Consider the following 14,137-nt stretch of genomic DNA (forward strand, 5'->3'; position numbering starts at 1 on the left):
CCTTCGGCCGCAGGGACATCACCTCCAGGAGGGGCAATGACTTTCCGAGACCGGTTCACGGTCGCGCAGCCATGGATCAGCCTGCTCGTCAGGCTCGGCATGGCCGGCATCCTGATCGCCGCGGCGATCCCCAAGCTCATGGACATCCCGCAGTCCATCCGCGCCGTCCGTGCGTACCAGCTGCTGCCCGAGGCGATCGTGCCGCTGTTCGGGACGATGCTGCCGATCTTCGAGCTGCTGCTCGCCGCCTTCCTCCTCGCCGGCCTCTTCACCCGGTGGGCCGCGATCGCCTGGCTGATCATGATCACGGGCTTCATGGTCGGGCTCATCTGGGCATGGGCCCACGGGCTCAGCATCGATTGCGGCTGCTTCGGCGGCGGCGGCGAAGTGGCCGAGGGGACCACCAACTATCCGCTCCACATGCTCGAACGCACAGGATTCCTGATCCTCGGCTTCTGGCTGGCATTCTTCCCCCGCACACCGTTCTCACTCGACAGGTGGATGGCCGGCGACCCCGAGCCAGCCGACGCCTAGACTGTCCCGGACAGACGGAAGGAACCACTCCCTCATGGCATCCAGCGACAAGGCCGCCAAGGCGCGCGCCCAGGCCAAGGCCAATATGAAGGCGCAAGAGCGCCGCACCACGCTGCTGATCGTGGCCGGCATCGTCGTCGCGCTCGCGGTCTTCGGTGGACTGGTCGCGTTCATCCTCAACCAGAACAGCGCGCTCGAGGAGATCGGCGACGGCGCGGACGGCTCGCCCGCCAACTCGCTCGCGAGCGGCGGCATCCCGGTCGGCTCCTCCGGCGTGGCGGGTGAGGTCGACAGCAACGACCCGATCGTGGTCGACGTCTACTTCGACTTCCTGTGCCCGTACTGCTACTACTTCGAGACCATGAACTCGGACGACCTCGACGCGCTGCGCGAGGAGGGCACGATCCAGGTGAACTACCACCCGATCTCGATCCTCGACTCGTACTCGAGCGGCACCGCGTACTCGACTCGTGCGGCCAACGCCGCCGCGACCGTCGCGAACTCGGCTCCCGAGTACTTCGTCGCCTTCACCGCTGCGCTCTTCGACAACCAGCCCGAGGAGGGCTCCGAGGGCCTCACCGACGAGGAGATCGCTGCGATCGCCGTCACGGTAGGGGTCCCGGCGGACGTCGCGGAGTCGTTCTCCGACTACACGTACCGCTCGTGGGTCTCCGCGGCGACGGACACGGCGTCGCAGGACGGCGTATCCGGCACCCCGACGATCTTCATCGATGGCACGGTGCTCGACGGCTCCGAGGTCAACTACCTCAGCGAGGGCGAGCTGGCCGCGTACCTCACGGAGCTCGCCGCTTCCTGACCGGCTCCGCTCTCGCACAGCGCCGCATCCCTTCGGGGGTGCGGCGCTGTCGCATGTCCGGGGGCGTTCCTGCCGGCTTGCGCGCGCCCGGTATCCTTGAGCGTCCCCTCGGGACGTGCTGGCATGGCGCAATTGGTAGCGCACCCGACTTGTAATCGGGCGGTTGCGGGTTCAAGTCCCGCTGCCAGCTCCACCGCTCGGCGCGGGGTACCGGGGCCGCCGGGACGATGCTCCCACCGGGTCAGGCCACCGGGGTCCCCCACACGATCGGGTCCGCGCCCTGCTTCGCGAGCAGCTCGTTGACGTGGGAGAACGGGCGAGAGCCGAAGAAGCCGCGCGACGCGCTCAGCGGGCTCGGGTGCGCGGACTGCACGCGCGGCGTCGCACCCAGCAGATCGCCGGCCGCCTGTGCGTCGCGGCCCCAAAGGATCGCCACAAGCGGTCCCCCACGCGCGGCAAGCGCGCGCAGCGCCGCCTCGGTCACCTGCTCCCATCCCTTCCTGCGATGCGAGCCGGGCAGGCCGGGGCGCACCGTGAGCACCCTGTTGAGAAGGAGCACGCCCTGAGCCTCCCAGTGGCTCAGGTCGCCGCCGACGAGCACCTCGCCGGTGTCGTCCTTCAGCTCCGCGGCGATGTTGCGCAGGCTGCGCGGCTGCGGATGCCCCGGCGGCACGGAGAACGACAGCCCGACGGCGTCACCCGGCGTCGGGTACGGGTCCTGGCCCACGACGACCACGTGCACGTCCGCGAGCGGAGACTCGAAGGCCCGAAGGATCGCGTCCGCGGGCGGAAGGTAGCCGTGCCCCGCGTCGATCTCCTCGCGGAGGAAGGCACCCAGCCCGGTCAGCGTCGGCTCGACCTCGGCCAGCACCGGCACCCAGTCGGGAGCCACCTGCTCTCTCCACATCGTCGGCATGGGCCCAGGCTAGCGACGCACCGGGTGACGGGACCATGGGCGGGGCAAATGACATCGACGTGATTCACGGATACCCTGGGTGTCAGGATGAAGGAGGGGAACATGAGCGGATCCGTGGTGCGCCTTGAGCGCCAGGAGGTTCCTCCGAGCGGCCTGTCCGAGCGGGACACGGCGATCCTGGACTTCGAGCGCCAGTGGTGGCGCTATGCCGGGGCCAAGGAGGACGCCGTGCGCGAGCTGTTCTCGCTGTCCGGCACGGAGTACTACCAGATCCTCAACGCGCTTATCGACGATGAGCGCGCGCTCGCGCACGACCCGATGCTCGTGAAGCGTCTGCGTCGCATGCGAGCCGCGCGCCAGCGCGGCAGGGGCCGCTCGGCTCACGCCTGAGCACGGGGTAGCATCGGCGCGTGGCACAGTACGAAGAGGACGAGTTCGACGCGCTCGCCCGTGAGGCGGGTCCGGTCGGCGTGCACCGCGCGCCTCGTCCGTGGGTGATGGGCCTGATCGCGCCCCTCGTCGTCTTTCTGCTTGCCGGCCTTCTCGCGTTCATCATCGTGTGGTGGAACTGGAACCAGGACATCACGAGCAGCGACGACGCCACTGCGACGGCGACAGCCACCACCTCCTCCACGTCGAGCGCCTCGCCCTCCGCGTCCGCGACGCCGTCGGCGTCCGCCGCCGCGTCGGCCTCGCCGAGCGCATCGCCCTCCGCGAGCGAGACCGCCGAGCCCGTGATCGAGTACGACACCGCGGTCGCCGTGCGCAACGGCTCGGGCATCGCGGGCCTCGCGGGCACGCAGCAGACGCTGCTCGAGGGCGAGGGCTTCACGAGCGTCGAGGCGAACAACATCAACCTGTCCCTCATCCCCGACGGCCAGAACACCGTCGTCTACGCGGATGAGGCGCTCGCGGACACCGCCGCGGAGATCGCCGATGTGCTCGGCATCGACTCCGTGCTGCAGCAGTCCACGCCGGGCGGCACCGCCATCGAGGTGCTGCTCGCCTCGGACCCCGCCGCGTAGCAGGCGTCGCGCGGGACCGCGCGGGGGCCGTCAGCCTTCACCCTCCCGTCATTTGCACTCGAAGGGTGAGAGTGCCAGAATCGGCGTTAGCACTCGACCCTTTCGAGTGCTAACTAGACCTCGGCTTCCGGTCGAGGCGCCTCTCGCGGGATGACAGGAATCTCTCGAGGAGCGCCGTCCGTCGCGGGCGACACGGGAGCCACCACCCATCGGAAGAGGAACACACTCATGGCAAAGCTCATTGCCTTCGATGAGGAGGCCCGCCGCGGCATGGAGCGGGGCATGAACGCCCTCGCCGACGCCGTCAAGGTCACCCTCGGCCCCAAGGGCCGCAACGTCGTGCTCGAGAAGAAGTGGGGCGCGCCGACCATCACCAACGACGGTGTCTCCATCGCCAAGGAGATCGAGCTCGAGGAGCCCTTCGAGAAGATCGGCGCGGAGCTCGTCAAGGAGGTCGCCAAGAAGACCGACGACGTCGCTGGTGACGGCACCACCACCGCGACCGTCCTCGCTCAGGCGCTCGTGACGCAGGGTCTGCGCAACGTCGCGGCCGGCGCGAACCCGATCGCCCTCAAGAAGGGCATCGAGAAGGCCGTCGAGGCCGTCACCGCGGAGCTGCTCAAGGCCGCTCGGGAGGTCGAGACCAAGGACCAGATCGCCGCGACCGCGGGCATCTCGGCCGGCGACTCCACGATCGGCGAGCTCATCGCCGAGGCGATGGACAAGGTCGGCAAGGAGGGCGTCATCACGGTCGAGGAGTCGAACGCTCTCGGCCTCGAGCTCGAGCTCACCGAGGGCATGCGCTTCGACAAGGGCTTCCTGTCGGCGTACTTCGTCACCGACCCCGAGCGCCAGGAGGCCATCCTGGAGGACGCGTACGTCCTGCTCGTCGAGTCGAAGATCAACAACGTCAAGGACCTCGTCCCGGTTCTCGAGAAGGTCATGCAGACCGGCAAGCCGCTGCTGATCGTCGCCGAGGACGTCGAGTCCGAGGCCCTCGCGACCCTCGTCGTGAACAAGATCCGCGGCACCTTCAAGGCCGTCGCCGTCAAGGCGCCGGGCTTCGGTGACCGTCGCAAGGCGATGCTGCAGGACATGGCGATCCTGACCGGCGGTACCGTCATCTCCGAGTCGGTCGGCCTGTCGCTCGACGGTGCCGACCTCAGCTCGCTGGGCCAGGCGCGCAAGGTCGTCGTCACCAAGGACGAGACCACGATCGTCGAGGGCGCTGGCGCCGAGGAGCAGATCGAGGGCCGCGTGCGTCAGATCCGCGCCGAGATCGACAACTCGGACTCGGACTACGACCGCGAGAAGCTCCAGGAGCGCCTCGCCAAGCTCGCCGGCGGCGTCGCCGTCATCAAGGCGGGCGCGGCCACCGAGGTCGAGCTCAAGGAGCGCAAGCACCGCATCGAGGACGCCGTCCGCAACGCGAAGGCTGCCGTCGAGGAGGGCATCGTCGCCGGTGGTGGCGTCGCGCTCATCCAGGCGGGCAACCTCGCCTTCGCCGACCTCGCGCTCGAGGGTGACGAGGCCACCGGTGCCTCGATCGTCGCCGCGGCCGTCTCGGCCCCGCTGCGTCAGATCGCCGTCAACGCCGGCCTCGAGGGTGGCGTCGTCGTGGAGAAGGTCAAGGACCTCCCGATCGGCCACGGCCTCAACGCCGCGACCGGTGTCTACGAGGACCTGCTCGCCGCGGGCGTCAACGACCCGGTCAAGGTGACCCGCTCGGCGCTGCAGAACGCCGCGTCGATCGCCGGCCTGTTCCTCACGACCGAGGCGGTCGTGGCGGACAAGCCCGAGCCCGAGCCGGCCATGCCGGCCGGTGCGCCCGACATGGGCGGCATGGGCTTCTAAGCCCACCCTCGCACCGCGAGACTCAGCACGAAGGCCCCCGGGGAAACCCGGGGGCCTTCGTCGTGCCGGGGCGACTGCCGCATCGTCCTTGCCTCATGCACTCCGCACGGATCTGAGCGCGACACCCGGGCGACACGCCGGCGTGGGAAGCGACACGCTCGCGTGTCGGCCGGGGATCCGTGCGGAGCGCATGGGCGGCAGGCGGGCGCCGCTGCTAGCGGTGCGCAGGGTGCGACGCGTCGTCGCCCTGCAGCCGCGCAGCCGCGGCGTCGGTCTCCGCCTCGGTGTCCATCAGCGCGACCACGCGACCGCGGGCCTTGCCCTGGTGGAGCTGCTCGATGCCTTCTGCGATCTCGTCGAAGTCGATCGCCGAGATCTGCGGCGTCACCTGGCCCGAGGCGAACAGCTCGTAGACCTCCGCGACGTCCTGCGCGGTGCCGCCGACCGAGCCCAGCAGGCTCACCTGGTGGGTGATGAGGATGCGGGTGTCGATGGTCGCCTCGAGGCGGCCCATGCCGACCTGGACCACGCGGCCGCCGAAGCGCACCGCCTTGATCGCGCCGGCCGTCGTGGTGCCGAAGCCCGCGTAGTCGACGATGAGGTCGAAGTCCTCGCCCTCGAGCTCCGACACGTCCTTGACGATGCGCGACGCGCCGATTTGGCGGGCCATGGGCCACGCCGCCTCGTTGGGCTCGGCGACGGTGACGTCAGCGCCCTTGACCTTGGCGACCTGCGCGCCGATCTGGCCGAGGCCGCCGATGCCGATCACGGCCACCTTCTCGCCGGCCTGGACCGCGCCGATCGCGGCCATCGCGTGGTACGAGGTCATGCCGGCGTCGGTGCCTGCGGCCGCGAGCGGGAAGGACAGGCCCTCGGGCATGCGGACCAGGTCGACCGCCGCGGCGCGGTGCTTCGGGGCGAAGCCGCCGTCGCGACCGTATCCCGGGGCGATGCCGGTGGGGCCGGTGGGGCACACCCCGACGCGGTCGCCGACGGCGTAGTCCTCGACGTCCTCGCCGACCGCGGAGACGACACCCGAGATCTCGTGGCCCATCGTCACCGGGAGGTTCGGGATCAGGGCCATCCAGCCCTCGTCCTCGAGGACGCCGACGTCGGAGTGGCACAGACCCGCTGCCTTGACGTCGATGATGACCTCGCCCGGGCCGGGGGTGGGCTCGGGCACCTCGTTCAGGACGAGCGGCTGATGGGTGCCGGTGAACTGCCATGCCTTCATGTGGGGACTCCTCGTGCTTCTTCGCACGCGTGGCGGAGGGCGCCGGTGGCGCCGCGTCGCGCGTTAGTTGGCATGCCAACTAAAACACGATCAGCGGAAGATCGCCAGGTGTCGGACAGATGCCCCAGGGTTTTCCCTCTCGGCGAAGCCCGCGTTTCCCGGGCGCCGGAGGCGTCAGGAGCGCCCGTGCCGCGCCGCCGCGGTCACACGCAGTCCCGAGGCGCGCAGCCGGCGGACGAGCTCCCGCGTCGACACGAGCATGGCGCCCTGAGCGAGCAGCTGCTCCTGGCGTTCGACCGGGTAGTCGTAGTGGTCGCGGTCGAACCCTCGCTCGGGTATGCCCGCCTCCCGCGCGAAGGCGTGGAGCTCGGCAAGCGACTCGTCGGAGACGAGGTGGCCCCACACCGTGCCGTGGTTGGGCCACAGCGGGGGATCGATCAGGACCGTCATTCCTCGAGGGTAGGGGTGCGCGGCCCGATCGAGCGCGCCGCGCGGGCCTGTGGTGCGCGCCTGGTGTGACCGTGCGGGTCGCACCGCGCGGACGCGCCCCGCCCGACTGCAACGGCGTCGGTGAGGACCGTTAGACTTGCCCTGGCCGTGAACGCGGCGCCAACGAGACCAGCGAGGTAGATGTGCCCACCGGGAAAGTGAAGTGGTTCGACTCCGACAAGGGGTTCGGCTTCATCGCGAGCGAGGACGGCAGCGAGGTGTTCCTGCACGCCTCCGCGCTGCCTGACGGCGCCGCCAACCCGAAGCCGGGCACCAAGGTCGAGTTCTCGATCGCCGACGGCCGCCGCGGCCCGTCCGCGCTGTCCGTCACGCTCCAGGAGCCGGTCGCCTCGGTGTCGCAGAACATGCGCAAGAAGCCCGAGGAGATGACGGTCATCGTCGAGGACCTCATCAAGATGCTCGACGGCGTCTCCAACACCCTGCGCCGGGGGCGCTACCCCGAGGGCGCCAAGGGCACGCAGGTCGCGGCTGTGCTGCGCGCCGTCGCGGAGCAGTTGGACGCCTGATGGCCGTCGACGCAGTCCTGGAGTCCGCAGTCGAGGCGGCGCGTGACGCCGCCATCGAGGTCGCCGAGGACGCGACCGCGGTCGGCGAGCACCTGTCCGCGCATGACGAGGGCGACAAGCTCGTCACCCATCTGTTCGCCTGCACCCTGCCCGGATACCGCGGCTGGGTGTGGTCGGTCACCCTGTCCCGCACGCCGCGGCTCAAGACCGCCAACGTCTGCGAGGCGCACCTGGTGCCCGCGGACGATGCGCTGCTGGCACCGGCCTGGATCCCGTGGGCCGACCGTGTGCAGCCGGGTGACATCAAGCCCGGCATGGCCGTCCCGCGCATCGACCAGGACCCGCGTCTCATGCCCGGCTACACGGCCACGGATGACGAGGAATCCGACGCCGTCGCCATCTGGGAGCTCGGCCTTGGGCGTGAGCGGGTGCTCGCCCCCGCAGGCCGCGACGAGGCCGCCGCGCGGTGGACCGAGCGGGCGCAGGAGGTGCCGACCGACCCGCCCAGCGCCTCGGCAGCGGCAGGAGCCATCGGCGAGTTCGTCATCCCGCTCTCGGGGTCGATGCGCCTTCACTTCGGCGTCTGCGCCAACAAGTGGTGCCCGTTCGACGGCACGGTGGTCCCTGTGAATCACGCGTGCGGAGGCGGTGCCCAGAGCGCCCCGGAGCGGTCGAGCACGCAGTGGCCCGCGAACGACCCCGTCTACGTGGACGAGTCGAACGACGTGTTCGACCTCACGCCCGAGCCGGAGCCGGAGCCCGAGGTTGTCGCAGATGTCGAGCCCGAGGGTGCTGTCGACGAGTCCTCTGCCACGGACACCGAGCCGACCGCGGAGACCGCCGAGGGCGAGTCCCCGGCCGAGGCCGCGGACGTCGCAGCGATGGACGATGCTGTCGCGACGGACGACCCGGCGGTTCAGTCGGTGGAGGGGTCCACCGAGGACGCAGCGCCGGAGGCTGAGGCTTCCGAGCCCGAGGCAGCTCCGGAGCCCGCCGCGGAGGCCGATGCCGTCACGGATGCCGTCGCTGCCGACGAGGCCGTGACCGACGCTCCCGTCGAGGATGCACCCGCCGCCGAGGTCACCGAGGAGGCGGAGCCCGTTGAGGAGACCGTCGCCGAGGTCGCGACTGACGAGGTCGAGCCCGAGGTCGTCGCCGACGAGGCACCCGCCGACGAGGTCGTGGTGGACGGGCCCGCGGACGAGGACAAGACCGCCGAGTAGGGCCTCTACCCGCCGAATCCGAGGTTCGCCCTGCGCCGTCGGGCGAGCGGCGCGCGGTCGGGTCCGGCGCTCAGTTGAAGTTCTGCGTCGCGTAGACCGCGGTGCCATCGCCGGTGAGCGCGACGCCCGCGCCCATCACCGTGTACCCGGGGTACATGATGTTCGTGCAGTGCCCGTACGACTGCATCCACGCCTTCTCGATGATCGTGAGACCGGACGCGACGCTGAGACCGCCGCTGTTGTAGGTGTAGCCGACGTTCTCCTGGCCCATGCTGCTGTGCTCGAGCACGTTGCGCGCGGCCATGCTCTCGGACCAGCTCTGCGCCGCGGTCGCGAGCGAGCTCGACCAGCCGAGCGAGTGCAGCCCCAGGCGCGCCCTCTCCTTGTTCACCGCGGTCAGGAGCGACTTCGCAGTCGAGCCGGCGCCGTAGGGCGAGGACGGGTTCGCGCAGTAGTCGGCGGGGGACACGGACGATGCGGCAGCCGAGGAGGACTCGCTCGTCGCCGAGGAGCCGGTGGAGGAACCCGAGCCTGACGAGGCCGCGGCGGACGCGCCCGACGCTGCGGCGTCGGCATCCTCCGTGGTCTGCTCGACGACGGGCTCCGGAGCGCGGCTCACCTCCACCGCGGGGATCGCGGCCTCGACGGTCGTGCTCTCGAGCGACCCCTCGGCAGTGACCGGGGCGACGGACGGGACCGCTGCGGTGGAGGTCGATGCGAGGCCGTCGTCTGCCAGCGCGAGCCCGGACTCCCACGTGGCGGCGGCGCCGGCGGACGTGCCGACGACGGCGAGGGGGAGGACGACCGCGAGGGCGGCCCAGTACCAGCGTCGTCGGGGCTCGGGCCGCGTCGTGACGGGGGTGTGCTCCATGGTTCCTTCGCGTCGGGGGCGTGCGGGAGCGACGCGGGCACCGGGGAGGAGGTGCGGACTCTTCTGGTCGGACGGGTCGTCCGTCGTCCGCATCGCTGTGACAGCGACGCTAGGCGCGCAGGACGCGCAAGGGAACGCGTTGTGAGATTGCCCTCAGCGGGGAACTGGTGCGGCGCTGAGCGGCCGTCAGTCGATGCGGCTCGGTCAGTCGACCAGGCGCTCGAGCACCCAGTCCACGGACGCGGTCAGGCGCGACACGTCCTCGGGGTCGACCGCGGGGAACATGCCGACGCGCATCTGGTTGCGGCCGAGCTTGCGGTAGGGGTCGATGTCGACCACGCCGTTGTTGCGCAGCACGGCGCGCACCGCGTTCGAGTCCACCGAGGGGTCGAAGTCGATCGTGCCGACCACGGGGGAGCGGTACGACTCGTGCTGGACGAACGGGTGCGCGACCGGCGACGCCTCGGCCCAGGAGTAGAGGCGCGAGGCCGAGTCGGCGGTGCGCGACGCGGCGAAGGCCATGCCGCCGTTCGACATGAGCCACTCGAGCTGCGCGCGCATCATCACGAGCGTCGCGATCGCGGGGGTGTTGAGCGTCTGGTTCTGGCGCGAGTTCTTCACGGCGTCCTGCAGCGACAGGATCGCGGGGATGTAGCGGTCCCCAGCAGCGATCCGGTCGATGCGCTCGAGCGCGGCGGGCGACATCAGCGCGAACCACAGGCCGCCGTCCGAGGCGAAGTTCTTCTGGGGCGCGAAGTAGTAGACGTCGGTCTGGGTCACGTCGAGCTCGGTGCCTCCGGCGGCCGACGTGCCGTCGACGACCATGAGCGCGTCGGCCGCGCCACGCACGCGCGTGACGGGCGAGATCGCGCCGGTCGACGTCTCGTTGTGGGCCCACGCGTACACGTCGACGCCGTCCTCGAGCTCGGGAACCGCGACGGAGCCCGCGTCGGCCTGGCGCACGCTCGAGGGGTCGAGGTGCGGTGCGCCGAGCGTCGCGGCGGCGAACTTGGAGCCGAACTCGCCCTGCACGCAGTGCTGTGCCTTGCGCTGGACAAGCGCGTATGCGGCGGCGTCCCAGACGAGCGTCGAGCCGCCGTTGCCGAGGACCACCTCGTAGCCGTCGGGAAGCGAGAAGAACGAGCCGAGCATCTCGCGGATGTCGCCCACAAGGCCGCGCACGGGCGCCTGCCGGTGCGAGGTGCCCAGCAGCGTGCGCTCGGCGGCCTGCAGCGCCTCGATCTGGAAGGGCGAGACCTTGGACGGGCCTGAGCCGAACCTTCCGTCGTGCGGCAGCAGGTCGGCGGGGATCGTCAGCGTGTCGGGCATGCGGCAAGCCTAGTGGCGCAGAGGTACCCCCACGGGACCGCCCGGCGTGTCAGGATAGGGCGGTGCGCGCGCTGACTCCCGCCCTCCAGAACTATGACTGGGGCGACACCGAGATGATCCCCCTGATGCTGGGGACCCCCGCGACGGGTGAGCCCGTGGCCGAGGCATGGTGGGGCGCGCACCCGAACTCGCCGGCGATGGCGAGCGACGACGAGGGCCCGAAGGGGCTCGACGCGGTCATCGCCGCCGACCCCGTGGCCGCGCTAGGACCCGAGGTCGCCGAGGCCTTCGACGGCCGGCTGCCATACCTGCTCAAGGTGCTCGCGATCGCCAAGCCGCTGTCGCTCCAGGTCCACCCGAACCCCGCACAGGCCGCCGCGGGCTTCGAGCGCGAGGAGCGCCTCGGGATCGCCCGCAACGTGCCCGAGCGCACCTTCAAGGACGCGAGCGCGAAGCCCGAGCTCGTCGTCGCGCTCACCCCGATGGTCGTCCTCACCGGCTTCCGCCCGGTCGACGAGCTGCGCGCCGACCTCGCGCTCCTCGACGACGGCGGCGCACGCGTGCTCGAGGGAGTGCTCGACGACGCAGACGACGACGAGGACGCGATCTCCGAGTACGTCGACACGTGCCTGCGCGGCCTGCACGCGATGCCGGTCCTCGTCTCCCTCAAGGCCGCGGTCGCCGCGGGGCGCGGCTCCGACGCGATGCACGCGGCCGCCGACGCGCTGGACGCGCACCCCGGCGACGCGGGTGCGCTCGTGGCCCTCGCGATGAACGTCGTCCGGCTCCAGCCCGGCGAGGCGTCCTTCACCGGCGCCGGCATCGTCCACTCGTATCAGAGCGGCCTCGGCCTCGAGATCATGGCCAACTCGGACAACGTCGTGCGCGCGGGCCTCACGAGCAAGCCGATCGACCTCGGCCAGCTCCTCTATCTCGCGCACACGGAGCCGTCGGCGCCGGACCTGCCCGAGGTGGACATCGAGGGGCCGGTGACGCACTTCGCGACCCTCACCGAGGACTTCTCCCTGTCCTTCCTGAGGAAGGGCGCGATCGTCGCCCAGCCCGGCCCCCGCATCGTCCTGGCGCTCGAGGGGACGACGACGGTGGTCGCCGCGGGACGCACCGCGATCCTGGGCGCGGGGGAGTCGGTGTTCATCGCGCACTCCGAGGGCTCCGCGGCGATCGAGACCGCGGGACTCGCGGCCGTCGCCTCCGTCCCTCGTAGATGACACCCTCCTGAACTTGGGACCGTGAGTAGCCGCAACCGGGAGCCACGACTACTACGCTGATCCACATGTCTCTTACCGTTTCTGTCTTTGGCACCGGGTACCTCGGCGCCACCCACGCGGCCGGTATGGCGGAGCTTGGTCACACGGTCATCGGCGTCGATGTCGACGAGGCCAAGATCGAGCGTCTCGCGCGCGGCGAGGTCCCGTTCTACGAGCCCGGGCTGCCCGAGCTGCTGCGCAAGCACGTCGAGTCCGGCCGGCTGCGCTTCACGACCGATGCGTCGCTCGCGGCCGCCGAGGCCGAAGTGCACTTCATCGGTGTCGGCACCCCTCAGAAGAAGGGCGAGAACGCCGCGGACATGCGGTTCGTCGACGCGGTGATCGACACGCTCGCGCCGCAGCTGACGCGTCCCGCGGTGATCTTCGGCAAGTCGACCGTGCCGGTGGGCACCGCGGCCCGCCTTGCCGCGAAGGTGCGCGAGCTGGCTCCCGTGGGCGACCAGGCCGAGCTGGCGTGGAACCCCGAGTTCCTGCGCGAGGGCTTCGCGGTCGAGGACACGCTGCGTCCCGACCGCCTGGTCCTGGGTGTCGAGAAGGGCCGTGAGGGCCGCGCGGAGGCTGTGGCCCGCGAGGTCTACGCCGAGATCCTCGAGCGCGACACCCCGTTCCTGGTGACGGACCTGGCGACCTCGGAGCTCGTGAAGGTGTCCGCCAACGCGTTCCTCGCCACCAAGATCTCCTTCATCAACGCGATCGCGGAGATCTGCGAGGTCACGGGCGCCGACGTCGCGCAGCTGGCCGACGCGATCGGCTACGACGCGCGCATCGGCCGCAAGTTCCTGGGCGCGGGCCTGGGCTTCGGCGGCGGCTGCCTGCCCAAGGACATCCGTGCCTTCCAGGCGCGTGCGGGCGAGCTCGGCGTCGGTCAGGCGCTGAGCTTCCTGCGTGAGGTCGACGAGATCAACCTGCGTCGTCGCGAGCATGTCGTGAACCTGGTCGAGACGTGCGCGGGGGGCTCGATGAAGGGCGCCAAGGTCGCAGTCCTGGGGGCGGCGTTCAAGCCCAACAGCGACGACGTGCGCGACTCGCCCGCGCTGGACGCCGCCGGCCGCCTGCACCTCGCGGGCGCGGATGTGAAGGTGTACGACCCGCAGGCGCGTCACAACGCGGAGGCGGTGTGGCCGACGATCGCGTTCGTCGACTCGCTCGCCGAGGCGTGCGAGGGCGCTCAGGTGGTGCTGGTCGCGACCGAGTGGACCGAGTTCCGCGAGGCCGATCCCGACGCGCTGGCCGCCATGGTGGGCGCGAAGAAGATCATCGACGGCCGCAACTGCCTCCCCGCGGAGAAGTGGATCGAGGCGGGTTGGGAGTACCACGGGCTCGGGCGCTTCGCGTGAACGACCTCGTCGACACCACGGAGATGTATCTCCGGACGATCTATGAGCTCGTCGAGGACGGGGTGGTGCCCATGCGGGCTCGGATCGTCGAGCAGCTCGGCCACTCCGGCCCCACGGTGTCGCAGACCGTCGCGCGGATGGAGCGCGACGGTCTGGTCGTCGTCACGGACGATCGCCACCTCGAGCTGACGGAGGAGGGCGAGCGGGCAGCGGTCCGCGTGATGCGCAAGCACAGGCTCTCCGAGCGGCTGCTCACGGACATCATCGGGCTCGACCTCGCCCACGCGCACGACGAGGCGTGCCGGTGGGAGCACGTGATGAGCGAGCGGGTCGAGAAGCGCGTCCTCGCGATGCTCGACGACGCGCACGTCTCCCCGTACGGCAATCCGGTGCCGGGGCTCGAGGAGCTCGGCGAGTCCACGCGCGACACGCCGGGGGGTATCTCGCTCCTCGATGCGAGTGCTCAGAAAGTGACGCGGGCCACACTGATCCGCATCGGCGAGCACCCCCAGGCCCACCCTGACGTGCTCGAGCCGATGCTCGAGTGCGGCCTTCTTCCAGGGACTTCCTTCGACCTCCGACCCGAAGACGATGGTGTCGCAGTGACCTGCGAGGGGGGTGAGGTCCACCTCCCCAGGGCGGTCGCGAGGCACGTCTTCGTAACCATTTCGTGACCTGAAACGTGCATATGC

General features: G+C 70.7%; 15 protein-coding genes and 1 tRNA gene. 11 read left to right on the forward strand and 5 right to left on the reverse strand.

The window, feature by feature from the left end; translation table 11 throughout:
- The first annotated feature begins 36 nt into the window (after positions 1-36).
- The 3 genes from B7K23_RS06510 to B7K23_RS06520 all read left to right on the forward strand — a co-directional run bounded on the left by B7K23_RS06510 (position 37) and on the right by B7K23_RS06520 (position 1,544).
- The gene (locus tag B7K23_RS06510; RefSeq protein WP_084125543.1) at positions 37-534 is read left to right on the forward strand and encodes a MauE/DoxX family redox-associated membrane protein; all 498 of its coding nucleotides are present in this window, start codon (positions 37-39) and stop codon (positions 532-534) included.
- Between the two features lie 34 nt (positions 535-568).
- On the forward strand, positions 569-1,351 hold the full coding sequence (locus B7K23_RS06515; protein ID WP_084125544.1) for a thioredoxin domain-containing protein: 783 nt from the start codon (positions 569-571) through the stop codon (positions 1,349-1,351).
- A 117-nt stretch (positions 1,352-1,468) separates the two neighbouring features.
- Positions 1,469-1,544, forward strand: a tRNA-Thr gene (locus tag B7K23_RS06520).
- A 48-nt stretch (positions 1,545-1,592) separates the two neighbouring features.
- Here the strand turns inward: B7K23_RS06520 and B7K23_RS06525 are convergent.
- The gene (locus B7K23_RS06525; protein ID WP_084125545.1) at positions 1,593-2,267 is read right to left on the reverse strand and encodes a uracil-DNA glycosylase; all 675 of its coding nucleotides are present in this window, start codon (positions 2,265-2,267) and stop codon (positions 1,593-1,595) included.
- A gap of 102 nt (positions 2,268-2,369) precedes the next feature.
- On the opposite strand from B7K23_RS06525, the gene B7K23_RS06530 reads away from it, so the two are divergent.
- The 3 genes from B7K23_RS06530 (at position 2,370) to groL (ending at position 5,146) form a co-directional block, all read left to right on the forward strand.
- Complete coding sequence (locus B7K23_RS06530) at positions 2,370-2,657, forward strand: DUF3263 domain-containing protein (protein ID WP_200809776.1); 288 nt, start codon at positions 2,370-2,372, stop codon at positions 2,655-2,657.
- Positions 2,658-2,677: 20 nt separating this feature from the next.
- Complete coding sequence (locus B7K23_RS06535; protein ID WP_084125547.1) at positions 2,678-3,292, forward strand: LytR C-terminal domain-containing protein; 615 nt, start codon at positions 2,678-2,680, stop codon at positions 3,290-3,292.
- Positions 3,293-3,520: 228 nt separating this feature from the next.
- Positions 3,521-5,146, forward strand: a complete 1,626-nt coding sequence (gene groL / locus B7K23_RS06540) for a chaperonin GroEL (RefSeq protein WP_084125548.1) — start codon at positions 3,521-3,523, stop codon at positions 5,144-5,146.
- A 214-nt stretch (positions 5,147-5,360) separates the two neighbouring features.
- Here groL and B7K23_RS06545 read toward each other — a convergent pair whose 3' ends face one another.
- Together B7K23_RS06545 and B7K23_RS06550 are read right to left on the reverse strand one after the other, a co-directional pair.
- Positions 5,361-6,380, reverse strand: a complete 1,020-nt coding sequence (locus B7K23_RS06545; protein ID WP_084125549.1) for a zinc-binding dehydrogenase — start codon at positions 6,378-6,380, stop codon at positions 5,361-5,363.
- 174 nt (positions 6,381-6,554) lie between these two features.
- Positions 6,555-6,830 carry a DUF4031 domain-containing protein gene (locus B7K23_RS06550; protein WP_084125550.1) on the reverse strand — a complete coding sequence of 92 codons (276 nt, stop codon included), beginning with the start codon at positions 6,828-6,830 and terminating at the stop codon, positions 6,555-6,557.
- A gap of 182 nt (positions 6,831-7,012) precedes the next feature.
- Here B7K23_RS06550 and B7K23_RS06555 point away from each other — a divergent pair, with 182 nt between their 5' ends.
- A complete protein-coding gene (locus B7K23_RS06555) occupies positions 7,013-7,396 on the forward strand; it encodes a cold-shock protein (RefSeq protein ID WP_084125551.1) in 384 nt (127 codons plus the stop codon).
- Positions 7,396-8,619 (forward strand): DUF3027 domain-containing protein, encoded by a 1,224-nt coding sequence (locus tag B7K23_RS06560; RefSeq protein ID WP_084125552.1) that lies wholly within the window; start codon positions 7,396-7,398, stop codon positions 8,617-8,619. The genes B7K23_RS06555 and B7K23_RS06560 overlap by 1 nt, the downstream gene beginning before the upstream one ends.
- A 70-nt stretch (positions 8,620-8,689) precedes the next feature.
- Here B7K23_RS06560 and B7K23_RS06565 read toward each other — a convergent pair whose 3' ends face one another.
- Entirely contained in the window at positions 8,690-9,490 is an 801-nt protein-coding gene (locus B7K23_RS06565) for a CAP domain-containing protein (RefSeq protein ID WP_084125553.1), read from the reverse strand.
- Positions 9,491-9,694: 204 nt separating this feature from the next.
- Entirely contained in the window at positions 9,695-10,819 is a 1,125-nt protein-coding gene (gene serC / locus B7K23_RS06570) for a phosphoserine transaminase (protein WP_084125554.1), read from the reverse strand.
- A gap of 62 nt (positions 10,820-10,881) precedes the next feature.
- Here serC and manA point away from each other — a divergent pair, with 62 nt between their 5' ends.
- The 3 genes from manA (at position 10,882) to B7K23_RS06585 (ending at position 14,119) form a co-directional block, all read left to right on the forward strand.
- Complete coding sequence (manA, locus tag B7K23_RS06575; RefSeq protein ID WP_084125555.1) at positions 10,882-12,048, forward strand: mannose-6-phosphate isomerase, class I; 1,167 nt, start codon at positions 10,882-10,884, stop codon at positions 12,046-12,048.
- Positions 12,049-12,113: 65 nt separating this feature from the next.
- Entirely contained in the window at positions 12,114-13,445 is a 1,332-nt protein-coding gene (locus B7K23_RS06580; RefSeq protein ID WP_084125556.1) for a UDP-glucose/GDP-mannose dehydrogenase family protein, read from the forward strand.
- Positions 13,442-14,119: a metal-dependent transcriptional regulator gene (locus B7K23_RS06585; RefSeq protein ID WP_084125557.1), complete on the forward strand. Its 678-nt coding sequence runs from the start codon at positions 13,442-13,444 to the stop codon at positions 14,117-14,119. The genes B7K23_RS06580 and B7K23_RS06585 overlap by 4 nt, the downstream gene beginning before the upstream one ends.
- The last annotated feature ends 18 nt before the right edge of the window (positions 14,120-14,137 follow it).

It is taken from the genome of Demequina sp. NBRC 110054 (genome assembly GCF_002090115.1).
GTDB lineage: Bacteria > Actinomycetota > Actinomycetes > Actinomycetales > Demequinaceae > Demequina.